The organism is Pseudoalteromonas sp. SR41-1 (assembly GCF_014164015.1).
In the GTDB taxonomy this organism is placed as follows: Bacteria; Pseudomonadota; Gammaproteobacteria; order Enterobacterales; family Alteromonadaceae; genus Pseudoalteromonas; species Pseudoalteromonas distincta.
The window spans coordinates 1-26,620 of sequence record NZ_JACJEK010000034.1 but is presented as its reverse complement, the minus strand read 5'-3'; the positions used below and the strand labels follow the sequence as shown (position 1 = coordinate 26,620).

Genomic DNA, 26,620 nt, shown 5'->3' with positions numbered 1-26,620 from the left:
GGCTGTTAGAACTCAATCTGTACGAGTGCCCACACAGATGATTGCTTTATATTGTTAAAGAACGTTTTGAGTCGCTTTAGCGTCTCAAGGGATGCGAATAATACACCCTTTATTTTTCGAGTCAATACTTTGTTTTAAATTTTCTTTTGGAAGATTTAAAACCGAAGTTTTATTTAACTCTCTGAGTAGTTCGTGCCTCGCTATGCGTTGGCGTTTCCCGTCTCAGTGGGGTCGCATTATAGGGAGATCCAAAAACAGATCAACCCTTTTTTTAGATCTTTTTACTGTTCGAACAAAAATAGAACAAAACCACGTAAAACCACATGAAAACCCCTCTAAGATGATGCTTTTTTATGCTCTTATTTATTATTTAATACAAATATCATTGCTATGTTTGATTTAGGCGTTAAGATAGCAAGTTCACAATGTTAAATTAATGTTTATTTCCTGTTTATTGGTAGATCTAAAATGAAATTACCCGATCAAAAATCTTTTATCTTCTCTGTTATTCTTGCTGTAGTTGGTTTTGTTGTTGTTGAGTTTGCTTTAGGCGGCTTAGCTTTAAACCCTGCATTACTATTTGGTGCTGGTTTATTAATTGGTGCGATTGCTATTGCTGCAATATCATCTGATGTGACTGAAGAAGCTGAAGTTAAAACAAAAACGCTTTATGTTGGTAACCTTCCTTATCGTGCAAACGAAGGTGTGGTTCGTGCATTATTTGAAGAACAAGGCAAAGTATTCAATGTTCGTTTATTAAAGGATAAGAATACTGGCAAACGTCGTGGCTTTGGTTTTGTTGAAATGGCGCAAGCTGATGCAGACAATGCAATTGCTCACTTGAACGATAGCGAGTTCCAACAACGTACTTTAAAGGTACGAGAAGCAAAACAAAAACAAGAAGATGATTCTAATGCTCTACGTACTGAGACGGATCAGTCAGTGTAACTAGCTTTACCGCTAGCTTATTGCTAAACACATCAGCCGTTGCATAATATTGCAGCGGCTTTTTTATGTCTGTTTGTTTATCCATACATAAGTTAAGTTGGTTAAGTAGGAAGTTGACTCTATTTGCTATCGCTACACCTGAATCAAGTAATTTTACATTCCCTTCAAAGTACTGACTAATCGGCCCTGCTAATATCGGAAAGTGCGTACACCCTAGTACAAGTACATCTATAGTTTTATCTATATGTAGTTCATCGAGTACTTGATACAACTTAGTTGTATCTAAAGAGCCTGTAAAAAAGCATTCCTCAGCTAACGTTACTAATTCAACACTGCTATAAAGGTTAACGATTACATTACGTGCATGTTCAGCAATTAATGTTTTTGTGTATGAACTGGCGACCGTTGCCGGCGTGGCTAACAAGCCAATATGATTTGAACGTGTTAACTCTGCTGCAGGCTTTATTGCTGGCACAACACCTACAATAGGAATATCCGTAATTTGGCGAACAGCGCTGAGTGCAGATGTAGAAGCTGTATTACACGCTATTACAATTAAATCGACGTTAAGCGTGTTAGCTTTGATGAAATGAATAAGTGAACATAATCGGTTAATTATAGTTTGTTGGGATTGAGCACCATAAGGTAGTAATGCATTATCCATAAAATAGCTGTACTGAGCATTGGGGATACTTTGCTTGATATGTTCAAGTACAGTAGTTCCACCAATACCTGAATCAAAGACCATTATATGCGCTGACAAACTACCGTTCCTACTTTACTTTAAGATCGGCAGTTTGCCATGAGGTTTTTATAAAAGAAAGTAGTTTAACTTTGCGTGGCTTCTAAATCAGTAAGCCTGTCGGCTGCTGAATTTAACTGATTAAGGTTTTCGAACATAGACTTTGTATAATCTACTAACTTATCTATTTGTTCCTGATCTTGATTTAACCATTGGAGAATGCCAGCTAGCTGATTTTGTAATCCAAGCTCACCCGCTTTTTCAAAAGCATTTTTAAGGTCGTCATTAAAAGGGGCTAACCCCTCTGCTACTTGTTTTTCTGGTGCTGGTTTATATTCTTCATAGCTTTTAACTGTTGCTATTGTTTTTGTTTGGCGTAAATCCATAGAAAAAGCCACCAGCTGATCGCTGTCTAAACTCAGCTCTTGCGCTTGTTCAAATGCTTCATCTAAATCACCACCAAAAAAGGTTTTACTTAAATCTTGTAAGTCTTCCATCATCGCATTAATAGCTTCTTGCTCTTGCTCGTTTAAGTCACCATTTACCGACATCGAAAATGATACCTGTCGAGATTGCGATGATGAGCTTGCAAACGACTCACTATTACTATTTTGCTGATAGCCACTTGCCGATTGAGATTCAAATGCATCAGCAAAGCTAATACTTACCTCATCGCCTTCTGCTGTAGTAAATTTATACTCTGCATTACTCGTCATACTGACGTATTGGGCCTGGCTTATATTTACGCTGGCAGGTTGTGGGTTAAATAACGACTCTTCAAACTTATCCAGCCCATTGTAAATTCCCTCTTTGGACTTATTAATGCCCTCTTCCATGTCATCATTAAATACGCCTGTACCTTTGAGTTCATCAACAGCGTCATCAATCCCTATTTGGACTCCTTTGCGCGCATCGCCTAGCATATCTTTGAGCTTTTCGTCATCAGCGCCGTTAGCTTTTGCTTTATTTACAGCACTACTTACAAAATCGAGTACGTTTTTTACTATTTCATCAAAATCAAATAGTGGTTTATCTGCTTTTTTTTCTGCGATAGGTAATCCAAGCTGCTCAGCCATTTTATCGCCAAGCACCTTTGCGGCCAACTCTCGGCCTCGTTGTTGATAGCTATCTTGAGGAGACGTAATTGTAGGTTGCTGTATATCAGCTTTATTATTGAATTTATTGATGTTGTTGTTTGGCGTAAAGCCATAATTACCTATTTTCATGATTCGTCTCCTAAGCGTGCGTAGTTTATTATCGGCTATAACAACAAAAACTAAAGTATAATGTTCAATAAAACAGCATAAATGCTAGCCAAAACTAGACAAATACGCAGCGCTCCCTACAATAGCGCCGATAAACAGATCTTAGATAAGGTAGTAGCGTTAATGGCAGTTATTAAAATAGATACCACACAGTACCAAGCGCAGTTAAGTGAAAAAGAGCAGCGAATTAGTACGCAGTTTCAACGTTTTGGTGTGGAGCAATTAGAAGTATTTAGCTCAGAGCCAACTAACTACCGCCAACGTGCTGAATTTAGAGTATGGCACGACGGTGATGATCTGTTTCACATTATGTTTGATCAACAAACAAAAGAAAAAATCCGTGTTGATACATTTGACCCAGCAGCGCCTCTAGTAGGTGAAATAATGCAGGTGATGATTGAAAATCTTAAGCCTTGTGAAATATTACGCCGTAAGTTATTTCAAATCGATTACCTATCAACGCTAAGCGGTGAAATTTTAGTAAGCTTGCTTTATCACAAACCACTGGATGATGAATGGTTAAGTGAAATTAAAGCACTGAAAGAAAAGCTTAGCAGTAAATACAAAATTGACTTTATAGGTCGTGCTCGCAAACAAAAAGAAGTACTAGGTGATGACTTTGTAACTGAACGTTTAACAGTTAATGGGCAAGAGCTTATTTATCAACAAGTAGAAAATAGCTTTACTCAGCCTAATGCAAAAGTAAATATTAATATGCTGGAGTGGGCACAAGATTTATGTAAACCACTTAAAAATGATTTACTAGAATTGTATTGTGGTAACGGTAACTTTTCAATTGCATTAGCAGGTTCTTTTAATAAAGTATTAGCGACGGAAATATCAAAATCATCTGTTCACTCTGCTCAATACAACATTGCTAAAAACAACGTAGAGAACTTAGATATTATTCGTATGTCTAGTGAAGAGTTTACTCAAGCAATGAATGGCGAGCGTACTTTCTCTCGTTTAGATGGTATTGATTTAAAAAGCTATGACTGCCAAACCATATTAGTTGATCCACCACGCGCGGGCATGGATGAATTAACGTGTGACTTAGTGGCTAACTACGAAAGCATAATTTATATATCCTGTAATCCTGAAACTCTTGAGCGTGACCTTGATCACTTAACACGTACGCATAACGTTAAGCGCTTTGCTATATTTGATCAGTTCCCTTATACGCATCACATTGAGTCGGGCGTTTTCTTACAGCGCAAATAAATACGTTCAGTAAACGTTACCCATAAAAAAAGCTCCTTAAGGAGCTTTTTTTTGTTTTAGCTAAACTTACTTGTTAGCTAAGTAATTTATTAATTTGCTAATGTCTTCAGGTTTAGTAATACCCGACTCACGACCTAGGTTTAATTTGTACTTACCATTTACAATAAAGGTAGGTACGCCACGTAGTGCGCCTTTTTCTTTAAAGTAGTCTTGGTCGCGTTTCATTTTAGAGCTCAGCGTACGTACCGAGAAGCTTTTAAACAGCTTATCAAACTTATCACCATCAACGCCCTGCGCTACAAATATATCTTTTACATCTGCAAGCTCATTAAATTTAGCGCGCTTTGTATGGATATGATTAAAGATTGCAGAAATAATCTGATCTTTTTGTGGAAGCACTTCAGCTGTCGCCAGTGCTTGGCTCATCATCTGTTGGTTTTCTGGGTCACGTACACCTACAAAATCAACATGGCTCTTTTTAAATTTAACGTTTTTATCAAGCTTAGGCTTAAACTCACCAATTAGTGCTTCCATGTTATTACATGCAGGGCAGTAAAATGAGAAGAACTCTTTAACCTCTGGCTTTTTAGTTGCACGCTCAGAAACTACGTCGTAATGCACGCCTTCTTCATACGTTGCTGCAAAGCTTGTTGCTGCCATAGGAAGTAATATTGCAAGCAAACCTGCTTTAACTAATTTAATCATTATTATGCTCCGAAATTTATAGTGCTAATAAAAACGCTACTAACTCATCAAGTTCTTTTTGATTTTTGATGGTGTTGAGGTTTATTTTATATTTATCGTTAACAATAAAAGTAGGTACACCTGTAAGTGCGCCTAATTTTGAATATTTATTCTGTTTGTTTTGCATTGCTTGCTCAGCTGAAATAACAGGCATGCTTGCAATCTCTTGATCAAATGTTGCGCTATCAATACCATTTACTTCAAGTAATTTTTTAACGTCTTTCATTTCAGTTAATGGTGCACGTTGAACATGGATACTTTTAAAAATTTGATCGCTAATACTTTGCGCCTGACCATGCTGCTTAGCAATTAAGTAGGCAAAGCTTAAATTACTTTGTGCTTGTGGTGACACGCCACCTAAAAAGTTAACGTGGTTTTTAATAAACTCAGCGCCTTCTGGCAAGCCTTTTTCAATTGCTTTTGCTACTGGTTCAAACTTAAAGCAATGTGGACAGTAAAATGAGAAAAACTCGGTTACTTGCGGTGACTTGCTTTTGTCTACATCTATAACAGTGTATTGATTATCAACTTCAAACTGTGCAGCAAGTGCTGCAAATGGTAAACATAAAAGTAATAAACTCAGTTTTAATTTTTTAAGCATTTGTATCTCGTTGTACTTGTCTTTAAATAAAATATTACGGCAATAACTTTAACGGTGCTTCTTGCAATGCTGCAAGTTGCTCTTTCAGTGCTAAAATTTGTTGCTCCCAGTATTTGTCATCAGCAAACCATGTAAAGTTCCGCACAAAAGCAGGATCACTCCATCGTTTAGCTACCCATCCCATATAATGAATAATACGCATTGCTCGCAGCGGTTCAATTAATTTGAGTTGAGAGTGATCAAAATCACAAAACTCTTCATACGCATTTACAAGGGTGTCTAACTGTAACAGTTGCGTCGCTCTATCGCCACTGAGCATCATCCATAAATCTTGGATTGCAGGACCTTGGCGGCTGTCATCTAAATCAACAAACATTAGCGCATCACCTGCCCATAAAATATTACCAACGTGGCAGTCACCATGTAAGCGAATACTTTGCACATCTTTATACTGTTTTTGCGCCTGCTCTATCACTAAATCTAAAATAGTATAAAAGGCAGTATTTATTCCCATGGGCACTAAGTTACTTTTTTGAAGATGAACTTTGGCTGTATGCAAATACTCCTCGCAGGTAACTGTTGGCCTGTAAGTAAAAGGTTTTGTTTTAGCTACTTGGTGCATACGGCCAATCAATCGCCCCATTACATCAAGCTGATCTAAATTATCAACCTCAAATAAACGCCCGCCTACACTTGGAAACAACACAAACAAATACCCTTCGTGTTCAAATAAGCTTTGTCCATTATATAAAATAGGGGCAACAACGGGTACTTCTGCATCCGCTAGTTCAAATGCAAAGTCATGCTCTTCTTGAATTTGCTCTTTACTCCAGCGCTCTGGGCGATAAAACTTCACTACGTAACGCAGGCCATCATCCGCTTTAAATTGGTACACTCTGTTCTCATAGCTATTGAGCGCCAATAAACCAGATTCGGCGTACACACCTACGCTTTCTATTGCATCGAGTATTAGATCAGGTGTTAAGTCAATAAAACTAAATTTACTCATACTCTTCTTATATAAAATAAAAGCGGGTTATATACCCGCTTTTGTTAATTGCTATATCAACTTACCTAATTAAGGTAAGTTGCGATTATCGCGCTTTAAAAAAGTTACTCGACTGCGATATTGTCTCATCCGGCTCATCTACCGGTGAAAGCACAAAGTTAAACTCAGTCATCGGCGCCTTCAAATCATAAGGGTCCATTACAAGTGACAATGGCACGTTATGAGATTCCCCTGCCTGCACAGTAAATGACTGCTTACCAATATACTTAAAGTTATCTAACCCTTGTACTTTAATATTAAAGGTTTGCTCGTACTGCGCTTTATTAATTACCTTTAATGTATAGGTGTTCTCTACTAAACCATCAAAATCGACACGATATAATTGGTTTCGGTCACGAATAATATCAAAGTCCATTGTTTTACGCAGTGCTATATTAGCGACAAGCGCTCCCGTAAGCACAACAAGTATGACCGTGTAACCAATAATTTTAGCTCGCAGTGGATTCGTTTTATTTTCTGGGGTTTCGAGATTTCGCTCTGTCGTATATGAAATAAGCCCACGCGGGTATTCCATTTTATCCATTACGCCATCACACGCATCAATACATGCACCACAGTTGATACACTCAGCTTGTAGCCCATTTCTAATATCAATACCTGTTGGGCATACTTGAACGCACAAGTTACAGTCTATACAGTCGCCTAGTTCTAAATCTTTATGATCTACTTTACGTGAACGAGGACCACGGCTTTCACCTCGGCTTTCGTCGTACGTTACGGTGTATGTGTCTTTATCAAACATAGCTGATTGAAAACGAGAGTAAGGACAGATGTGTAAACACATAATTTCTCGCATCCAACCGGCATTACCATAAGTACATGCAGCAAAGAAAATAATACTGACTAGTGCATAACCGCCTACATCAAACGTTACAAAGTCAGGGAGTAACTCCCTTATTGGCGTAAAGTAACCCACAAAAGAAATAGCGGTATACAACGAAAACAATACCCAACTAGTATGCTTTGCCGTCTTACGCCAAAACTTATCAAAATTCATGGGTCGTTGATCGAGCTTTTTACGTTGATTAGCCGTGCCTTCAAGCTTTTCTTCGAACCAAATAAAAATAAAAGTCCAAACAGTTTGCGGACATGTGTAGCCACACCACACCCGTCCATAGAAGGTGGTCACTAAAAATAACGCAAATGCTGCCAACATAAAGATAAACGCTAATATAGTAAAATCTTGAGGCCATAGCGTTAAACCAAAAATATTGTATTTTTGACCAATTAGATCAAACAGCACAGCTTGCTGGCCATTAAAATTAATCCAAGGTAGTAACATAAACGCAAGTAGGCCTAAGAAGCCAATGCGCTGTCTAAGTAATTGATGTAGGCCTTTTACAGCACGCACATAAATACGATTTCGGGGATTGAACCTATCATCTTGACGGCTTAAATCCGGTTTTTGGATTTTCACCTCTACAGGGATATTCTTTACTTTAATTTGCTTGTCCATCGAAGTTCCTCAACGCCGCTTGGAAATAAAAATCCAGCAATACTCAAGTACTCTATACTTAAAGTTAGCAAGTTACTTGCTAGGCATATTTACTTTAATAAATTGCCTTCTCGAATACTTTCAGATATTTCAGAAATATCTGACTGCTGTTAACCATTATAACAATGTTGGTTAAAATTACTGGCATAGATTGCTAATAATTTATTCATCCCAGTTACTTGCTTTTAAAATGCAGTTTATTACACTGCATGGTAATTCAACCCTACTTAGATCAAGGTTTACGTATTCATGAAAAAATTTATTATTTTGGTAGTTGTGATCCTTGCCTTTTTTACAATCGATCACCCACTTATAAAAGAACCTCGCGAAAGGTTACTAGGTGAAGGCATCGGCTTTTTAAGTGATGCAAGCAAGGTCAACAGAAGCCCCGCTGCAAATATGGCTAAAAATAGGATCAACAGTCAACTTAAACTATCTGAATCTGAAGGTGAGTATGTAGAAAAAACGTTTACAACAGATGACTCTGTTCAGTTATTTCACCTACGCTATTGTCGTGAGCGTGACTTAAACCTTTATTTTTATGACGACCGTTTAAATACGGTATGTAAAATAGTGACTGAAGCATTAGAGCAAAAGCGAGCAAAGTAGTGGATTTTTCAGGATTAAATAAAAAAGCAAGCGACTCATTTCATAAGCAGCGCAATATGCTCAAGCAATTAGCGCAAGGCAAAACATTAAAGTGTGAGAAGTGTAATGGGGTTTTAACACTTGATTTAGCCACCAGCGAGCCTGGTAAAGGCATAGTAAAGTGCAAACAAGGCTGTACGGATATTATATTAGAGCTAGGCACTTAGATTAAACCAAGCGCCTAGTATTAATAATTACTCTTCCCAACTCTCGTCGGTTATCAAGCCGCTATTAATTGCGACCACTTCAATTAGTTCAGCAAACCCTAATGCAAAGTCACCCATAGATTCATACTGATACTGACACAAAGCTTCTATTGTCATGTTATTTTGTTTGGCAATCTGAGCTATTGCTAGTTGGTCGAGTGCAAAAAAGCTTAGTGTGCTTAACGCACTTTCTAATGCTTGTTTAAAATCAACGTCTAATTGCGGTGCATTTAACAAAGGTTCTGCATAAGCTTTCGTTGCAACTAAGAAGCCTTTACTCCACGACTTACAAAATTCAGCATCAAATGTGTCTGGTAATTTATATCCAGTTTCGAACACCTGCTCACTAATTTTGTGATAAAGCGCCATAAACAAAAAAAGCATTTCTTCATCTAAATCATTAGCTGTGTTTGGCAATATCTGCTCAAGCCACTCATGTACATCTAATGGGTTGGGCGAACAAATTACACCAAATAAATAGCCTTGGCTTTGTACAAGGGTCATTGCTTGAGATTGGGTATTTAAAAATGAGCTGAGCTGCTTTGCATGCAACTCAGTAAATTGGGGTATTTGCATTAAAACTCTTTATATTAAAACATTAAAAGTTGAGCGGGTAGCGACCTTGGTTATCTGGTCGGCCTAAAAACTTAACCGCATCATGTACATCTTTAGGTAAGCTGGCATCTGGTTTTACATAACCTGCCACTCTAAAATCGAAATTAGCTTTAAGTGTAGCATCTGCCTCAAGGCCAAGCGTATTATCTGGGTCAATTAATATAGCAACATCACCCGACTTACAGCTTAACTTACCAGCTAGAGGTCCAATATTAAACCATCCATTTAAACCTTGAACATCAATATCAGGGCTCGCTATTTCACCTTTTAGTGAATCACAATAAGGTGCGCCTGAGCTGTATTCATCAAGTTCTAATATCACACGCCCTTTAGCGGTAACAGGCAGAGGAAGTTGCACACGTTGCATTGCACGCTCTACAGTTGAGCGTACTAGGGCGTCAGTCACTATTACTTTTTTATTAAAAAACCCATAACTTACATCTGCGTAACCCGAAATATCACTGCGTTCTCGTGGATTACCAAATTTTATGTTCGCATTTAGTTTGCCTGTAAATAATTTCCAGCCTGCAATATCCCAGCGCACATTATTTAACTGTTCACCATCAAAACGAACTTGCATCATTTGACCTTGCCAAACAGTGCCTACAGTTTGGCCTACTTCTAATTGCTTTGGAAAGTACGGTTTTGCTATATCTAGTGCAATATGTGCTGGTAATTTAATAATACAAAACACAATAAAACTAATTAAAAAGACAGCCGATAACGTTATTATTTTTTTCATTAATTAATTCTCTAATACTAAACGGCTTACGCGCACATAGCCTGATTTATCATCGCGACTTAAATCTAAATTTTCAATTTTTAAACCATGCTGATTTACTAGCTCATCTAGCCATTCTATTAACTGATTAAACTCTACTGAGTCAAGCGTCAAACGAAGTGAATCACTACTGGGCTGCATTTTACTAATATTGATTTTATAGCGTCCACGAGTAGAGTTTACCACTTGGCTTAAGTTTGTATTGCTAGCAACACTGGTGTTGCCTGCAGCCTTTAGCTTAACAATACTGTCATCAACCCAAGCTAATAGCTCTTGTTGTTTAATTTGAGATTGCTGTGCTTTTTCTATCGCGTTATTTAATGGCCTAAATATCCCCATTACTAAAACAAAAATAATAAACACGCCACCAGCGACCATTACCAATTGTTGTTCTTGCTCTTTAAGCGAACGCCACTGTTTCATTAACTGCTTTTTCATACTGCACCTCGCAGTTTAATTTCGCCTACGACATAATCACCGTCATTATTTAAAGACCCTTGCTCAACAGTTAAACCTTGCTTTTCAAGTATGATTTTTACTTTACCAAAAGTTTGGAAGTCTTTAGCCCGTGCACGAATTCGCAGCTCATTACGACGTTTGTCATAACGAAGTGTTTCAGGTGTAAATTCGCTGACTTGCGAAAATACATCAACCAAATTAGTCGTTAAGTCTAAAAAGCCGGATTCACTTGAGCCTTGTATTTTATCTAACGCGCCTTTAATTTGGCTTTTAATTAGATTAGGGCGAACTTTAGTTCCCGGAAATGCTTTTTGATATCTGTCGACTACTTGAGCTTTAGCTACTTCTACTTGTGTATTAAGTTGGTGTAACTCAATGGCTTTTATTGTAATTGTAGAAACCAATGCAACACTTGCTATAATTGCGGCGCCTTTCCAGTAACCCCACCACAAAGCGCTTTGTTTTTTAAGCTGATACATACCTTGGCGTAAGTTAAAATTAACGCTATCTAACTGTTTTGCAAATAATGCTAAAGGTAAGTCGTAATCGCTTGTTTGGGCTTGTAAGTTAACGCTTTCAGGAAACTGATTAGCAGGACTAAAATGTTTAATGTCGGGGTTACCCATGGCTGATAAATAGCCATTCAACCAACTAGATTCAACCGCACTAATATGCCATTGCCCTTGCTTAAACAACCATTGGTTGTTGAGCTCAATAGCAGTTACGGCGCCATCATCTGCAAGCGGTAGCAACAAAGCATCGGGTAATATTCTGTATACTGATAGATTATGCTCAGCAAATAATGCAAGCCATTGTTCAAACCATTCACGGTCTGTCATTGCTACACGAATTGCATGTTGCTCACCAAGCATTGTCGGCTGCGCTACAGCTATAAACAGTTCATCTACGTCACATGCTATATCTTCTTCAAGCATGTATGGCAATGCTTGCTCAAGCTTGCGATTCCATTTTGTTGGCAAAGCGACCGTTTTTAATTGCACTTGATCACTGGGTAATAACACGACAACTTCTCGGGTAAGTGCTTTTTCGCTTAGCTCACTTAAATGCTCTGCATTTGGTAACTCGCCACTGGCTATTATTTCTTGTTCTTGTGGTGAGTAAATTAACCAGTTAAGTAATTCTTGTTCGGTTTGACCCGTGCGGATCAACAGTATTTCTGTCACTGTACGCCTCCAAATTTTCGCGCCAGTATCGTTACGTCGCCATCTTTAGCGTGCAGTAATGTGGTCATCGAAAAACGCAGGTCGACAAAGTTTGCCTGCGTTTGTAATTTAAAATATTCGCTTTTAATACTAAATAGACTTTTTATTGAGTCAGTATTAGTACCGCCTTGCTGCTTCACCTGTTCAAAAAATTCATCGATGGTGTCAAAGCCAGTTTGCGGTCTTGCGCCTAACACCGCTTCTGCGCCAGATAAGCTTAAGCTTTCTATCAAGGCACTGAGTATGAGCGCTTGCTCTGGCAATAATGTATTTACGTTAATTGATAAAAGCGTACTGCCTGGTATTACGCATACATATGGCAATACTTTTTCCATCACTAATGGGTTAAAGCCCTTAACTAAACGCAGCTCCGATGTTGATGCAAATAAACTATTGGCTGTCATATACGGAAAATCTCGTGATAAATATTCGTCTTCTTCTGCACCTGAGCGATACGTAATACTGTTCTCATCAAGCCAATCAAATACACTATCTGCCATCGTCTCTTCTGATTCGTCAGCAGGTAAATCTTCAATGTTTTCAAGTAATGCAAAGAGTGCTTTGTGTGCAGGGTTTGTTTTACTTGCGCTATTTTCTTCTGGCGCTATGGCTAAAGCATTTAAATTTAAACATGCTTGTAAATCTGTAATTTTGCCACTTAACGTGCCGTTATCAACAGGGTATGAAGCATCTCCTTGAGTTGCCCACACTTGATCGAGTGTTGTTTTATCGGCATCATCTTTTTTGCTTTGTATTAGCCCTTTAATAGCAAGCTCTTCTGCACCGTAGGCGTACCATTTAGCTTGTTGGTGACCTTGCAAGTTTGTACTTTTTTGCACTTGAACCATTAAATTAGCACTCATTTCTACTGCTAAAATAGCCGCTAATGCCACAATAAACAAAACAATAACAAGTGCTGCACCGCGCGATGATTGCTGCTTAACCATTATTCACATCCGTAGTTTGTGTAGCAACAACTTTGCCTTGCCCAGGAACTAAAAATACACGACGAATTGGCTCTGCTTCTATTTGTTGCAACGTAACAGCAACCGCTTTAGGGAGGGCTTTAATTTCCCACTGTTCTTGCCATTCGTTTTTATCATCTAAAAACTCAAACTTAAGTTCTTCAACATTCTCTAGCACACGTTGAACTCGCGGCTCCATATTATCAAGCTGATCAACATAAACCCGATAAACACGCTCAAGGTTATCGTCTATCACTCTATAACCAACGGCTTGTAGTTCTGAACGTGGCAATAAATTAATTGGATTTACCCAGCCATCTCGTACAAACGCAATACCATCGTATTGGCTTTCTAAAACGTAACGACCAGCAAGTAAATATTGTTCTTGAACATCACCCGACTCATTGCGAACTGAGCGTTTGGTCATTTGGCTAAAATCTTGATCCATTAATCTAAATGTTGTTTGCAATCCATTTAGCTCAGCAATCTTTTCATCGGAGGCATCTTTTGCTCTTGTTGTCGTCTCGAGTATTTGATGAGTAGCAATAATAACAAAAGCTAAAATACCCAGTGCAACCATAACTTCAAGTAATGTAAACCCGCGCTGCTTCACTTACTTTTTGCCTTTATTTAAATACGTTGATAACTCATATGCTGAATGCTCATATTTTTCATCCGTAAAAACATTTATGGTTAGTTTTACAAAGCTTTTGTCAGCTGTGGCTGTAACTTCTTGCTGCCAAAACCATTCAACACCGCCCATTACTTCGCTGCCTTTAAGGTTATTTTTACCTTGCCATTGTTCGCCTTTAGTACGCTGTTCAATAATAACGTTTTCGGCGACCCAAGATGCATAGGTTTGCTCTTCAATAGTCGTTAAGTGGTGAATATGCTCGCTTGTTGCTTGCATTGCAGCTATACCCGCCATGGCACAAATACTTAATGCCACTAACACCTCTAATAAGGTAAACCCTTTAGTGCGCTTCATTATTCTGGCTCTCGGCGAAAGTTTACTGGTGCAGTAAATTCACCTTCAATGTAATACACAGGTTCGCTTTGCTCTTTTAACTCTAATACAAGTTGAAACGCGCTTACCTCACCTGATGACAAAATAAGTACTTGTGGTATTTTTAACTTTTTAAGCTCAAGTAAACTGTCTTCATCGCCGCCACTCATAAGCTCGCGCCAGTTAGATTGCTCTAAGAGGTTATCTTGCGCCCACGCTAAATCTTCTAAGTTAAGCGTGAGCTTTAATCTTTCATCTAATTCTATTGGTTTAAAAAGATTTTCACGGTCAAAAGTAATCCACTTTTCACCATCGAAAACTAAATACTCTAATGTATTTTCTTCTACTAATAAGCCCAATTCAACTTGGTTTAAAATAGCAAATTCCGATGCCATATTAATGGTGGTATGCAGCCTTAGTGCTTGAGTATCTAACTCCTCCTCAGCACCGCCTTCTAAGCTATATACCACCATTTTGGTGGCAAAAGCGATGATCACTAATACCACTAAAATTTCTATTAAACTAAAGCCTCTGCTTTTTGCATGGCGCTGCTTAAGGCTTGCTTTCATAGCAAGCCTCTAGCATTAACATGTTCATACAGAACGGTGTACTTAGGCATTATTGTTTTTCTTCGTCCCAGTTACCGATATCGTCATCAGTACCTGCTTCACCGTCTGGGCCCATAGAAAAAATATCAAACTTGCCAATTTCACCTGGGCTAATTAACTGATAAGTATTACCCCAAGGATCTTCTGGTAATTCATTAATAAAGCCACCATCAGGGAAACGTTTTGGAACCGGTTCAATGCTTGTTTGGGTAACTAGCGCTTCAAGACCTTGCTCTGTGCTTGGGTAGCTCTTATTTTTAAGCTTGTATAAGCTCATTGCATCTTCTAATTGCTGGATATCTAGATGTGCTTTATCAATAGCAGCCTCTTCTTGCTGACCCATAATGTTAGGTGCAACAATTGACATAATCATCCCGATGATAACCAGTACCACCATCACTTCTAGTAAAGAAAAACCTGATTGTTTATTCACGTAATTACCTCATTATTCTAAAAACATTAAGTAAAAATGGTTTAGGTAAAACCACTAATATATTTAAAAATTTATTCTAACTTAAAGTCCAACAGCTTTATTCATCGCCATTATTGGCTGCAATATTGCCATTACTATAAATAATACAATAACCGCCATTGAGGCGATCATCGCAGGCTCTAGTAGTTTAAGCGATACATTAACCATGCTCTCAAATTCGCGATCTTGGTTATTTGCAGCACGCTCTAACATTTGCTCTAGTTCACCTGATTTTTCACCACTTGCTATCATATGCAGCATCATTGGTGGAAACAACTTAGTTTGCTGAAGTGCAGCTCTTAAGCTTGCACCCTCACTCACTCTGTCGGATGCATCTGCAACCGCTTTTTTAATTTTTTCGTTAATTAATACGCCGCCCGAGATACGCATTCCTTCAAGTAATGGTACTGAGCTTGACGATAAAATACTTAAAGTACGCGCAAAACGTGCGGTATTAATACCACGAGCCACTTTACCTATACCTGGCATATGTAGCACTCGGTCATCCCACCAAAAACGTATTTTAGGCTGCTTAAGTGCATGCTTAATACCAATGGCTATAGCTGTAATAGCTATTAAACTAATAAACCAATAATTTTGCACAAAATGGCTGCCTGCCATAACCCATTCGGTTGTCCAAGGAAGTACTTGTTTCGTTTTTTCAAACGTTTTTAATATTTTTGGTACTACGGTGCCCAGTAATACCGACACAATACCAATTGCAAATACCACTAATATAATAGGGTAAACCATAGCCTGAGTTATTTGGCTACGCATATGTTGGCGCTGCTCGGTATAGTCGGCTAAACGATTAAGTACTTGGTCAAGGTGACCCGACTTTTCGCCTGCGGCTACCATTGCACGATATAAATCGTCAAAAACATGAGGAAACTCACTAAGACCATCGGCAAGGGTGTAACCTTCAACTACTTTTGAGCGTACCGACATAAGCATCCGCTTTAAACGCGGCTTTTCGCATTGCTCAGCAACCGCCATAACAGCGCCTTCAACAGGAAGTGCCGATTGAATAAGTGTTGCTAATTGCCTTGTAATTAATGCTAGGTCTGAGGTTGAAATTGTCGGCTTAAAAAAGCCACCGAGTAAAGGGGCTTTTTCGCCTTTGACCTGTTTATCACTTTGCGCCGCAGGAACAACTTCAAGCGGCGTTAGTTTTTGATCACGTAAAGTTTGGCGGATTTGTTTAGCTGTATCGGCTTCTAAAATGCCTTTTTTTTCTTTACCTCGGCCATCTAAGGCACGATATTCAAACGCCGCCATAGTTAACCTTCCTCACGGGTAACACGCAATACTTCTTCAAGCGTTGTTTTGCCTGCCAGTACACGGCTACACCCATCTTGGCGAATACTTGGGCTGCGCTTACGAATGTATTTTTCTACGCTTTGCTCGCCTTTACCGTTGTGAATCATTTCGCGTATGGTTTCATCAACTACAAGTAACTCATGAATACCTGTACGACCACGGTAACCATTAAAGTTACACTCTTCACACCCCACCGCTCGATAGATTGTCGGTTGGCTTTCAAAAGGAACCCCTAACAGCTGGCATTCATGCTCATCAGCCGTGTGACCTTCTTTACAGGTATTACATAACGTACGTACTAAGCGTTGCGATAACACACCGAGTAACGACGATGAAAGTAAGAAGGGTTCAACACCCATATCTTCCATACGTGTAATTGCACCCGATGCGGTATTTGTATGCAAAGTAGACATAACAAGGTGACCGGTAAGTGACGCTTGAACACCAATTTGCGCAGTTTCTAGGTCGCGTATTTCACCCACCATTACTACATCTGGATCTTGACGTAATATTGCACGTAAACCACGTGCAAATGTCATATCAACTTTTGCATTAACTTGTGTTTGCCCAATGCCTGGAATTTCGTACTCTATCGGATCTTCAACGGTAAGAATATTACGATCGCGTGAGTTAATTTGGCTCATACCAGCGTATAGAGTGGTACTTTTACCAGAGCCCGTTGGCCCTGTTACCAAAATAATGCCGTGGGGTTTACTAATTAAATCTGAAAACAAAGCGCGATTTTCTGCGGTCATACCTAAATCTTCAAGGTTTAAGCGCGCGTTGTTTTTGTCAAGTAAACGCAGTACTACGCGCTCACCAAAGCTCGATGGCATTGTAGATACACGCACATCAACTGCACGCCCTGCAATACGTAAGCTAATACGACCATCTTGTGGAATACGTTTTTCAGCTATATCAAGCTTAGCCATTACTTTAATACGAGATACAAGTAACGATGCAAGTTTACGATTAGGCTTAAGTACTTCTTTAAGCACGCCATCGACCCTAAAGCGAATAACAAGCTCTTGCTCGAAGGTTTCGATATGAATATCAGAAGCCCCTTCTTTAATCGCTTCACTTAGCATGGCATTAATAAGCTTGATGATTGGCGCATCATCGTCACCAGCAAGTAAATCTTCCGTTTGCGGGAGCTCATCAGCAAGTGAGAATAAATCAACCTCGTTGCCAATATCTTCCATCATTTGTTGCGTTTCAGAGCTATCACGTTGGTATGACGCTTCAAGCAATAGCTCAAATTTATCATCATCCAATTGCTCAAGTGTAAAACCATGGCCTGCGATACGGCGTACTTCTAATAGTACTTCAACATCTAGCTCACCACGGTAGTAAACTATACGATGATCTTTGTTTTTACCAAGCAACACACCTGCGCGTCTTGCATAGGAAAACGGCAAACGCTTTGCTGGTAACTCAACTAACACATCACTCGTTAATAGCTCATCCTGATTATGCGTTTGAGGATGAACCACATCTTGGTTTATCTCTTGAATCGCATTAGTCATCTTTACGCTCTTGTGCATTTTGTTTACGTAGAGACTCTTCATACGTAGGTGGAAGTACTAGTTCGTCATTCCACTCAGGTAAAATAGGCGTATCAGTCATTGGCATTAACTCAATACCATCTTCTTTTTGTTTAAACTGCTCACCACGAATAAAGTTATATTTATTAAAGCTTAACTTATTCATGCTTACACCATCACGAATAATGGTTGGGCGAATAAATACAATAAGATTACGCTTACGGCGCGTTGTATTTGTTGATCTAAACAGGTGACCTAAAATAGGGATATCGCCTAATAACGGTACCTTAGAAACACTTTCTTGTACGTCTTCGTCAATTAAACCGCCAAGTACAACCATACCGCCATCATCGGCCATAACCGTTGTTTTAATTGCACGTTTATTAACTGAAATATCAACAGCAGTTGCACCACTTACACTCGATACTTCTTGCTCAATAGTAAGTTGTACTGCAGAGCCATCGTTAATCTGTGGCGTAACTATCAGTTTAATACCGACTTCTTGACGCTCAACTGTTTGAAATGGGTTAGCATTATTACTGCCCGTTTGTGAGCCTGTAATAATAGGCACTTCTTGACCGACTAAAATAGAGGCTTCTTCGTTATCCATTGTAGTAATAGAAGGGGTAGCCAATATATTTGAATTTGTATCAGTGGCAACAGCCTGAATAATTGCGCCCCAATCATTTTTAACAACGCCCAGCGCTAAACCATTAATACCACTCAGCAATGAAGCAAGCGCATCATAATCACCCTCAGTCGTTTCGTCATAACTAGTAACGGTTCCAGTTTCTGTACCAATGATAGTTTTAGTTACGGTTGTATCTTGTGCTTGCTCTGCAGCAACAGCTAATGAACCCACGGGAACCGTAGTACCATTGTTAAATTGCAACATACCGCCCTGCTCAGAAATCCACTGCAGGCCTAAGTTAACCCCGTCGCCTTCCATTACTTCAATAATAATGGCTTCTACAAGTACTTGTGCACGGCGAATATCAAGACGTTCAATTACAGATTCAAGTGATCGCATTGTGTCTGGCTGTGCGGTAATAATTAATGAGTTTGAATCTGGGTGAGCTTCTATACTGCTTTCGTTGTTACTTCTGCTACGAGTCTTAGTGGTACCGCCTTGTGCATCTTCAACAAGTGACTTACTTACGCCTTGCAGTACTTTTACTAAATCTTCAGCTTTAGCATAATTTAGGTAAAACACTTTGGTATTACCTTGGCTTTCTAATTCGCCATCTAAGCGCTTAATAAGCTCTATGGCACGTGTACGTGCTTGGCCTTCACCACTTACAATAACGCTATTAGTTCGGCCATCTGCGACTACTTTTGGAATTAAAAACTCAGGTACGCTGCCTTTGCCGCTGTCTTTATAAATATTGTCTACCACAGAGACAACATCATCTGCTGTTGCATATTTAAGCTTAACAATGTCTACACGCTTATCACCCGCCTGATCAACAGAGCGAATAATCTCAACTAAGCGATTAACCGATGCAGCATGCCCCGTTAACATCATTACGTTAGCCGCATTAAAGTTAGCAACATGGCCGCCATCTTTTTGATCGCTAAATTGACGAACTAAAGGGCCTAGTTCTTGTACGCTTACATTTTTGACACGTACAACACGTGTAATCATCATATCGCCGCTAGCTTCGTTACCTTCGGTAATAAGTGGCACATTTGATTTTTTGGCGTCTGAACTTTTTTCTATCTTAATTATGCCATTGTCCATTTCAACAGCTGAGTAGCCATAAACTTCCAATACATTTAAGAAGAACTGGTAATAAAGCGCTTCGTCCATTAACTCATAACTGCGAACATTTACTTTGCCGCGCACGTTAGGGTCAATAATTACTGTTTTATTGAGATTTTTACCAACAATATTAATAAACTCGTTGATATCAGTGCCTTTAAAGTTAGCAGCATATTCAACAGCAGAAACAGACAAAGAAATACTTGCCGCCAAAAAAAGTGCCGCGTACTTAGCTAACCCTTTTTTAATTTTTTTGAGGTGTAGCACCTGAACCATTATATTAAAACTCCAAAGCTAAATTATTGCAGACTAAATTGCACATCAATTTGTTCACCATCACGTTCTATAGTGATATTGGCATCTGTACTATTACGCAGCTCGTTAATAGCTGACATAGCCTGTTTTAAATCTGTTAATTGATAGCCATTTATAGAAATAGCCAAATCGTTATTTTTTAATCCCATTTGCTTAAACAGTTCAGGTTCTTTACCTGGACTTAAGCGATATCCAATTAGTTCACCATCATTCATAGCCTGTGAAACACGTATATAGTCAAATAACTTGCCCGGTTCTTCGAGTAACTCTTCACGTGTTTCTATAATTGCTTCTTTAACGTCTGGATCTGCAGTAGCATCTATTTGTAATTCACTTGGCTCTAATTTTTGCGGACCCATTTCGGCATCGTCACGCGCAGCGAGTACAGGCATAGATACTTTTTTACTAAAATCGAGCCCATCAAGCATTAATGTTTCAAAACCTCCATTAATACCTAAAATAACACGATCAGGCAGTATCTGCGCTACTTCAGCGCGCGTGCCAAGTACAACTTCTTCAACAAGGTAGCTTACTTGCTTACCTTGTGATTCAATAATTGCTATGCCTGCTTGGTCATCATTATTAACAGCTACAATACCGGTTAAATTAATACTTAGGCGTGTTTCTGGCGCATTATTTATAACCTGCGATTGTTTTGCAGTATTATTGTTGTTTGTTACAGTTTTTTTACCAAATAAAAATTGCTCAATAATATGCTGCGCTGAGTTATTACTCGCACCAGATGGCTGATTAGCATAATGAGTAGGAGTAAGTAGAGTTACTGGTGGTTTCGGCCATAAAAGCCAGACAAGCTTTGATAATAAAAATGCAAGATAAACAACAACTAACAGTGTCACTAATGCACTTAATTTAGCATGCGGTAACCGCGTTAAAAATTGTTTTAGTTGTTGGATTTGCTGTTCCATAAATAGTGTTCTTATTTTAATTTACTGCGTTAGCGCGTACCCATAGTACCCTTTCATTTTTCTTTCAACAAGCACACTAATATTAAACTTTGTAAACAGATTAAATTAACTTTACATAGTAGTACAAAAAGTAAACGGCTGTTGTAATACCTTCATCCTACGATGATTTCATGATAAATTTTAAGCTATAAAAACGTGGGGAAATGCCTTATGAGTAAAAAAAGTAATGCTAATACCAACTCAGACCATGCAGATGAGTTAAAAGTTCGATTAGATAAATGGTTATGGGCTGCACGATTTTATAAAACTCGTGCTGTTGCACGTGAAATGGTGCAAGGCGGCAAAGTACATTATAATGGCCAACGTACAAAAGCGAGCAAAATAGTAGATGTTGGTGCAAAAGTAAAACTTGCTCAGGGTGTAGATGAAAAACTGATAACTATACTCACAGTGCTTGAAAAACGTCAAAGCGCCCCCATTGCACAGACCATGTATCAAGAATCTGATGCAAGTATTGCTAAACGCGAAGAAAACAGCATCGCACGCAAAAATAACAGTTTTTTTGCTCCTCATCCGGATAAAAAACCAGATAAAAAGCAAAGACGCGAACTTTTAAAAATGAAATCAAGTTAGGTATAGCCACTCATGCAACAAGATTTACTTCACCGTTATTTATTCAACGAACTAGATGTTCGTGGCGAACTCGTACAAATCGAGAATGCTTATAATGAAATGATTGCCGACCACAATTACCCTGACCCTGTTAAAGCATTACTAGGTGAGCTACTTGTTGCAACCTGTTTACTAACCGCAACTTTAAAGTTTGAAGGTGAAATTGCAGTACAGCTTCAAGGTGATGGCCCTGTCAAATATGCTGTTATAAATGGTGATGACAAACAAAACATGCGTGGTATTGCACGCCTGCAAAGCGAAATTACGGGTACAACTGTAAAAGAGCTTATTGGCCAAGGCTATATGGTGATCACTATTACACCAAGTAAGGGTGAACGTTACCAAGGTATAGTGCCCTTAGAGCACGATACTCTGAGTGAATGTATAGAAAGTTACTTTGAGCAATCAGAGCAATTAAAGACACGTCTTTGGTTTGCAACCGACACAACTGAAGGTAGCGCAAAAGCATGTGGTCTATTTTTACAAGTACTCCCAGTTGATAAACAAAAATCAATTGAAGACTTTGCGCACTTAGAAGCATTAAGTAACACCATTAAAGATGAAGAGTTGTTACATCTTGATGCAAATACAGTCCTTACACGTCTTTACCACGAAGATAACCCTCGTGTATTTGAGCCTCAAGCGATTAAATTCAAATGCGGTTGTAGTCGTGATAAAACAATTACTGCACTTGTTAATATTGGACAAGAAGAACTACTTAAAGACGTAACCGAAAAAGGGTCTGTTAATATTAACTGTCATTACTGTTTAAAAGAGTATGTTTTTAACGAACAAGATATAAAAAGCATTTTCAACTAAATATTCAGTTTCATCTATATATAGTAATTAAAGCCGCATAATATGCGGTTTTATATTATAAAAAGATGATACCGGTGTCATCTTTTCTGCTAATTTCATGACACCGGTATCATTGAAATTATTCATGTTTTTTCTTAAATATATGTGTTTTTAGAGGCTTTACGGGCTCGAATATCTTAAAACCTTCTGTTACTATAATTTCAGTTTAAGGGCACTGATAACCCCAGAGCTATCCGTTCAAACTCTCACACATAGTTAGGTATAAACATGACTACAGGCGCTACACGTTTTGTCGATTTAACCGCAGCTGAACTTGTCGAGCATGCGATCCGCCGTGGCGAAGGTACTTTAGCCGCAAATGGTGCTTTTGTTGCAATTACAGGAAAACGAACTGGTCGTTCACCAAAAGATCGTTTTATTGTACAAGAAGCTACAACTCAAGATGACATTCAATGGGGCAATGTTAACCGCCCATTTGATGCAGACAAATTTGACGCTTTATGGGCTCGCGTAGAAGCACATGTTCAAAGTAATGACCACTTCACCTCTCACCTAGAAGTTGGCGCTGACCCTGAGCATTATCTACCTGTAGTCGTAACTACAGAAACAGCGTGGCACCATATTTTTGCCAAAAACATGTTTATCGAACCACAAAACTATAACGCCTCAAACTTACCACAATGGCAAGTAATGAACGTTCCTTCGTTTGTATGCGAGCCGGAACGTGATGGCACAAATAGCGATGGCACCGTTATTATTAACTTTGCACAGCGTAAAGTATTACTAGCAGGTATGCGCTACGCCGGTGAAATGAAAAAATCGATGTTTTCTGTACAAAACTTCCTACTACCAGCAAAAGGTGTATTACCAATGCACTGCTCTGCTAACGTTGGTGAAGCAGGCGATACAGCATTGTTCTTCGGTTTATCTGGTACAGGTAAAACAACGCTTTCAGCAGATCCAACTCGCTTTTTAATTGGTGATGACGAACACGGTTGGGCACCTGGCAGCGTGTTTAATATTGAAGGCGGTTGTTATGCTAAGTGTATCGACCTGTCACAAAAGAATGAGCCTGTAATTTGGAATGCTATTCGCTTTGGCACTATTTTAGAAAATGTAGTGTTAGATGAAAAAGGCATTCCAGATTTTAACGATACTAGCCTTACTCAAAATAGCCGTGCAGCATATCCACTTGAACACGTTGAAAAACGTAAAGTAGAAAACCGCGCAGGCGAACCAAAAGCTGTTGTATTTTTAACTTGTGATGTAAGCGGTGTATTACCACCAGTTTCTATACTTAGCGAAGAAGCTGCTGCTTTTCACTTTTTAAGTGGATACACAGCTAAAGTTGGCTCTACTGAAATTGGCTCTACTAGCGATATTGAATCAACATTTTCGACATGTTTTGGCGCACCATTCTTCCCACGCCCTGCTGGTGTTTACGCTGAGCTTCTTATGAAGCGTGTACGCGAGTTTGGCGCTAAAGTGTACCTTGTGAATACAGGTTGGACTGGCGGCCCTTACGGCACAGGTAAACGTTTTGATATTCCAACTACTCGTGCAGTAATTGATGCAATCGTATCTGGTAAATTAGCGGGTGTTGAAACTCAGCACATTGATGTTTTAAACCTAGATGTACCGGTAGCCGTTCCTGGTGTAGATACTAACTTACTTAACCCAATCAATACTTGGGAAGACAAAGCTAAGTACAATGAATATGCAGCAAAACTAGCCGCTGACTTCACTGAAAACTTTGCTAAGTATGACGTATCAGACGATATAAAAAATGCAGGGCCTAAAGCTTAAATAAGCTTCAAGCTTGTATTTTAACGCCAGCCAAGGGCTGGCGTTTTACTTTCTAAATACCTAATTTAATAAGTGCGACAAAATGCCGCACAACTCATATCAAAAACCATATAATATACCGCGTAATTAATCATTCCTTAATGCCCAATAAACCTGCATTACTCATTACGGCTATTTAATTAATGACACTAAAGCTTTCATGGCGAAAAACATTCAGGCGGTTACATTTATACTTAGGCCTATCAGTAGGTGTTTTACTTACTATTATCACTCTTTCTGGCTCTATATTAGTTTACTATCCGCAAATAGACTTACTGCTAAATCCAGCAAATGACGCTACTACAAACATAAAAACGCCTAATTGGGATCAAGCATATAATACGCTAAGAGCCAATTTCCCTTCAAAGCAAGGGCCATGGCGATTAGAAAACACAGGTATAAACTCAGTAATTCCCGCGCGATACTACAATCCAACAGAAACAAAAGAACAAGGCTTTGCCCCCTTAATGGTATGGCTATCTAGCAGTAGCGATAAAGTAATACGTAAAAACTATTGGGGAAAATACTTAGTAACTTGGATGTACAACTTACATTTTTCATTACTAACAGGAGCAACGGGCACTCTCGTCGTTGGCTATATAGGCATAGCCTCAATAGTTCTTCTTATCTCTGGATTCTTTGCTTGGTTTCCAAAGCCTGGGCAGTGGGTAAAGGCACTAAAATTTAAATCTCGTAGCTCTAAAATAGGTTTGCTATACGACTGGCATAAACTAATTGGTTTAACCTTCTGCATACCGCTACTAGCTTTAACTGTTACAGGTGTTATGCTCGCTATTCCAAAACAAACAGATCCTATATTAACCGCTCTAGTTAGCGATATAAACTCCCCACCAAAAACACAAATTCAACCGAGCAAACAAACCGATATTCCTTTATCACAAGCGGTATTAATAGCTGAAAAAGCATTACCGAATGCGCGTTTAGCTTGGATTGAAACACCATCAAACTTAAATGCTATTTACAGATTAAGATTTCAAACTGTAAACGATCCTTCATATCGCTTTCCACATAGCTATATAGAGGTTAATGCACTTACAGGAAAGTTAGAGAGCGTGTTTAATATAGATAAGCAAAGTACGGCTAGTAAAATAAAAAACTGGATGCACCCTCTACATGACGGCAGCATTGGCGGTAACATTTTAAAAGTCATTTGGGTGTTAAGTGGCTTCGGATCTGCTGCATTGTTCATTATCGGCGTATATAGGTGGTTAGTTAGAACCAAGAGAATACAAAATAAACTTTAGTTGAAGGAGTACATGAATTGCTTTTCAGTAAGTCTTGTCGATAGTTTTCTAATATAAAGTATATGGCCTTCGTTAATCTAAGGATTAAAAATTAATAACGCTCAGTACATATGAAATTAAAGCAGCCCCTAACCGCCTATCATGCTATAAAACAATTAATGAAGGGTAGTTTATACTGCAAGTTTAGATAGGCACTCCATGAACACTATTATTTAAAAACCACATGCCCATTAGGTTTAAGTTCTATGCGTAAACCTCTGTATTAACCTCTATTTTTATCTCTTCAGTAACCTACCTAAAGCGTATATAAAGGCTTAAAGGTCATGTTCAATACTTATCACAAGACCAGATAATTAACGCTTTTATATTAGGTCAGATGTTAAACCAATTGGTATTATTTACCCAAAGTACAAATGCTACCACTCATTGTCGAGCGGAGGTTTTTTATGCTTTTGACGTCGGGAGTCGATACGCTCGCCCGACCTGCGTGATGATGTTGATATGAGTGTGTGTTAACTGCGCGTAGTTCACTTTTCTGCAGACGTAAAAAGGCCCGGCTATTTCTAGTCGGGCTCTCTACAATTTGAAGCTTGGTGGTGTCGTAGTGCCCACAGCGGTAGAAAGTCACATAGCAAATGCTACACTATCGTTGGCCGGGGCTCGCCTTCGAGCTGTTTCGTTTCACTACTGAGTTCGGCATGAGTTCTTGGCTATTTATTAAATCCCAGATAGCAAAAAACCCGTCACATTGCTGTAACGGGTCTCTACAATTTGAAGCCTGGTAATGTCGTAGTGCCCACAGCGGTAGAAAGTCACAGTGAAATGCTACACTCTCTTTGTGTCGGGAGTCGCTACGCTCGCCCGACCTACGAGATGGGTGTTGCTGTGAGTGGATGATAATTGCGCACATTTTACTTTTCTGCAGACGTAAAAAAGCCCGACTATTTCTAGTCGGGCTTTCTACAATTTGAAGCCTGGTAATGTCCTACTTTCACATAGCAAATGCTACACTATCATCGGCGCTGTTTCGTTTCACTACTGAGTTCGGCATGGAGTCAGGTGGGTCCAAAACGCTATTGTCACC

At 39.0% G+C, this 26,620-nt stretch carries 27 protein-coding genes and 1 rRNA gene; 8 read left to right on the top strand and 20 right to left on the bottom strand.

Annotation, left to right across the window (positions count from 1 at the left end):
* The first annotated feature begins 468 nt into the window (after positions 1 to 468).
* Entirely contained in the window at positions 469 to 948 is a 480-nt protein-coding gene (locus tag H5118_RS19945) for an RNA-binding protein (RefSeq protein WP_182749884.1), read from the top strand.
* Here the strand turns inward: H5118_RS19945 and murI are convergent.
* Entirely contained in the window at positions 911 to 1,711 is an 801-nt protein-coding gene (murI, locus tag H5118_RS19940; RefSeq protein WP_182749882.1) for a glutamate racemase, read from the bottom strand. The genes H5118_RS19945 and murI overlap by 38 nt on opposite strands.
* A gap of 65 nt (positions 1,712 to 1,776) precedes the next feature.
* Positions 1,777 to 2,916 (bottom strand): DUF5610 domain-containing protein, encoded by a 1,140-nt coding sequence (locus H5118_RS19935; RefSeq protein WP_182197436.1) that lies wholly within the window; start codon positions 2,914 to 2,916, stop codon positions 1,777 to 1,779.
* Between the two features lie 162 nt (positions 2,917 to 3,078).
* Here H5118_RS19935 and trmA point away from each other — a divergent pair, with 162 nt between their 5' ends.
* Positions 3,079 to 4,176 (top strand): tRNA (uridine(54)-C5)-methyltransferase TrmA, encoded by a 1,098-nt coding sequence (gene trmA, locus H5118_RS19930; RefSeq protein ID WP_182197434.1) that lies wholly within the window; start codon positions 3,079 to 3,081, stop codon positions 4,174 to 4,176.
* 66 nt (positions 4,177 to 4,242) lie between these two features.
* On the opposite strand, the gene H5118_RS19925 is transcribed toward trmA, so the two are convergent.
* The 4 genes from H5118_RS19925 to ccoG all read right to left on the bottom strand — a co-directional run bounded on the left by H5118_RS19925 (position 4,243) and on the right by ccoG (position 8,046).
* Positions 4,243 to 4,881, bottom strand: coding sequence for a thiol:disulfide interchange protein DsbA/DsbL (locus H5118_RS19925; protein WP_002962055.1), 639 nt, complete (start codon positions 4,879 to 4,881; stop codon positions 4,243 to 4,245).
* Between the two features lie 16 nt (positions 4,882 to 4,897).
* A complete protein-coding gene (locus H5118_RS19920) occupies positions 4,898 to 5,521 on the bottom strand; it encodes a thiol:disulfide interchange protein DsbA/DsbL (RefSeq protein ID WP_002962054.1) in 624 nt (207 codons plus the stop codon).
* 34 nt (positions 5,522 to 5,555) lie between these two features.
* Positions 5,556 to 6,530, bottom strand: a complete 975-nt coding sequence (locus H5118_RS19915) for a serine/threonine protein kinase (RefSeq protein ID WP_024596396.1) — start codon at positions 6,528 to 6,530, stop codon at positions 5,556 to 5,558.
* Positions 6,531 to 6,615: 85 nt separating this feature from the next.
* The gene (gene ccoG / locus H5118_RS19910) at positions 6,616 to 8,046 is read right to left on the bottom strand and encodes a cytochrome c oxidase accessory protein CcoG (protein ID WP_002962052.1); all 1,431 of its coding nucleotides are present in this window, start codon (positions 8,044 to 8,046) and stop codon (positions 6,616 to 6,618) included.
* 288 nt (positions 8,047 to 8,334) lie between these two features.
* Here ccoG and H5118_RS19905 point away from each other — a divergent pair, with 288 nt between their 5' ends.
* Entirely contained in the window at positions 8,335 to 8,694 is a 360-nt protein-coding gene (locus H5118_RS19905) for a hypothetical protein (RefSeq protein ID WP_182749880.1), read from the top strand.
* Positions 8,694 to 8,900 carry a hypothetical protein gene (locus H5118_RS19900; RefSeq protein ID WP_002962050.1) on the top strand — a complete coding sequence of 69 codons (207 nt, stop codon included), beginning with the start codon at positions 8,694 to 8,696 and terminating at the stop codon, positions 8,898 to 8,900. Before H5118_RS19905 ends, H5118_RS19900 begins: the two co-directional genes overlap by 1 nt.
* 27 nt (positions 8,901 to 8,927) lie before the next feature.
* Here the strand turns inward: H5118_RS19900 and H5118_RS19895 are convergent, their stop codons facing one another.
* The 13 genes from H5118_RS19895 to gspC form a co-directional block, all read right to left on the bottom strand.
* The gene (locus tag H5118_RS19895; protein WP_024596395.1) at positions 8,928 to 9,515 is read right to left on the bottom strand and encodes a UPF0149 family protein; all 588 of its coding nucleotides are present in this window, start codon (positions 9,513 to 9,515) and stop codon (positions 8,928 to 8,930) included.
* Between the two features lie 22 nt (positions 9,516 to 9,537).
* Positions 9,538 to 10,296, bottom strand: coding sequence for a type II secretion system protein N (locus tag H5118_RS19890; RefSeq protein ID WP_182749878.1), 759 nt, complete (start codon positions 10,294 to 10,296; stop codon positions 9,538 to 9,540).
* A 3-nt stretch (positions 10,297 to 10,299) separates the two neighbouring features.
* Positions 10,300 to 10,773 (bottom strand): type II secretion system protein GspM, encoded by a 474-nt coding sequence (gene gspM / locus H5118_RS19885; protein ID WP_024596393.1) that lies wholly within the window; start codon positions 10,771 to 10,773, stop codon positions 10,300 to 10,302.
* A complete protein-coding gene (gene gspL / locus H5118_RS19880) occupies positions 10,770 to 11,978 on the bottom strand; it encodes a type II secretion system protein GspL (protein ID WP_154904188.1) in 1,209 nt (402 codons plus the stop codon). Before gspL ends, gspM begins: the two co-directional genes overlap by 4 nt.
* Positions 11,975 to 12,964, bottom strand: a complete 990-nt coding sequence (gspK, locus tag H5118_RS19875; protein ID WP_024596391.1) for a type II secretion system minor pseudopilin GspK — start codon at positions 12,962 to 12,964, stop codon at positions 11,975 to 11,977. Before gspK ends, gspL begins: the two co-directional genes overlap by 4 nt.
* The gene (gspJ, locus tag H5118_RS19870; RefSeq protein WP_182749876.1) at positions 12,957 to 13,595 is read right to left on the bottom strand and encodes a type II secretion system minor pseudopilin GspJ; all 639 of its coding nucleotides are present in this window, start codon (positions 13,593 to 13,595) and stop codon (positions 12,957 to 12,959) included. The genes gspK and gspJ overlap by 8 nt, the downstream gene beginning before the upstream one ends.
* Positions 13,596 to 13,970, bottom strand: a complete 375-nt coding sequence (gene gspI, locus H5118_RS19865) for a type II secretion system minor pseudopilin GspI (RefSeq protein ID WP_002962039.1) — start codon at positions 13,968 to 13,970, stop codon at positions 13,596 to 13,598.
* Entirely contained in the window at positions 13,970 to 14,557 is a 588-nt protein-coding gene (locus H5118_RS19860; protein WP_182692487.1) for a Tfp pilus assembly protein FimT/FimU, read from the bottom strand. The genes gspI and H5118_RS19860 overlap by 1 nt, the downstream gene beginning before the upstream one ends.
* Positions 14,558 to 14,606: 49 nt before the next feature.
* Positions 14,607 to 15,029: a type II secretion system major pseudopilin GspG gene (gspG, locus tag H5118_RS19855; RefSeq protein ID WP_002962036.1), complete on the bottom strand. Its 423-nt coding sequence runs from the start codon at positions 15,027 to 15,029 to the stop codon at positions 14,607 to 14,609.
* An 81-nt stretch (positions 15,030 to 15,110) separates the two neighbouring features.
* Positions 15,111 to 16,346, bottom strand: a complete 1,236-nt coding sequence (gene gspF / locus H5118_RS19850; RefSeq protein WP_002962033.1) for a type II secretion system inner membrane protein GspF — start codon at positions 16,344 to 16,346, stop codon at positions 15,111 to 15,113.
* Positions 16,347 to 16,348: 2 nt separating this feature from the next.
* The gene (gene gspE, locus H5118_RS19845) at positions 16,349 to 17,914 is read right to left on the bottom strand and encodes a type II secretion system ATPase GspE (RefSeq protein WP_002962032.1); all 1,566 of its coding nucleotides are present in this window, start codon (positions 17,912 to 17,914) and stop codon (positions 16,349 to 16,351) included.
* Positions 17,907 to 19,970, bottom strand: coding sequence for a type II secretion system secretin GspD (gspD, locus tag H5118_RS19840; RefSeq protein ID WP_182721261.1), 2,064 nt, complete (start codon positions 19,968 to 19,970; stop codon positions 17,907 to 17,909). The genes gspE and gspD overlap by 8 nt, the downstream gene beginning before the upstream one ends.
* Before the next feature lie 23 nt (positions 19,971 to 19,993).
* Positions 19,994 to 20,935 (bottom strand): type II secretion system protein GspC, encoded by a 942-nt coding sequence (gene gspC, locus H5118_RS19835; RefSeq protein WP_024598237.1) that lies wholly within the window; start codon positions 20,933 to 20,935, stop codon positions 19,994 to 19,996.
* 210 nt (positions 20,936 to 21,145) lie between these two features.
* On the opposite strand from gspC, the gene hslR reads away from it, so the two are divergent.
* The 4 genes from hslR to H5118_RS19815 all read left to right on the top strand — a co-directional run bounded on the left by hslR (position 21,146) and on the right by H5118_RS19815 (position 25,536).
* Complete coding sequence (gene hslR, locus H5118_RS19830) at positions 21,146 to 21,568, top strand: ribosome-associated heat shock protein Hsp15 (protein ID WP_024598238.1); 423 nt, start codon at positions 21,146 to 21,148, stop codon at positions 21,566 to 21,568.
* Positions 21,569 to 21,580: 12 nt separating this feature from the next.
* Positions 21,581 to 22,426: an Hsp33 family molecular chaperone HslO gene (gene hslO, locus H5118_RS19825; RefSeq protein WP_076926093.1), complete on the top strand. Its 846-nt coding sequence runs from the start codon at positions 21,581 to 21,583 to the stop codon at positions 22,424 to 22,426.
* A 267-nt stretch (positions 22,427 to 22,693) separates the two neighbouring features.
* Positions 22,694 to 24,232 (top strand): phosphoenolpyruvate carboxykinase, encoded by a 1,539-nt coding sequence (locus H5118_RS19820; RefSeq protein WP_076926092.1) that lies wholly within the window; start codon positions 22,694 to 22,696, stop codon positions 24,230 to 24,232.
* 182 nt (positions 24,233 to 24,414) lie between these two features.
* On the top strand, positions 24,415 to 25,536 hold the full coding sequence (locus H5118_RS19815) for a PepSY domain-containing protein (protein ID WP_182749874.1): 1,122 nt from the start codon (positions 24,415 to 24,417) through the stop codon (positions 25,534 to 25,536).
* 972 nt (positions 25,537 to 26,508) lie between these two features.
* Here H5118_RS19815 and rrf read toward each other — a convergent pair.
* Positions 26,509 to 26,620 (bottom strand): 5S ribosomal RNA (gene rrf, locus H5118_RS19810); the annotation flags it as partial.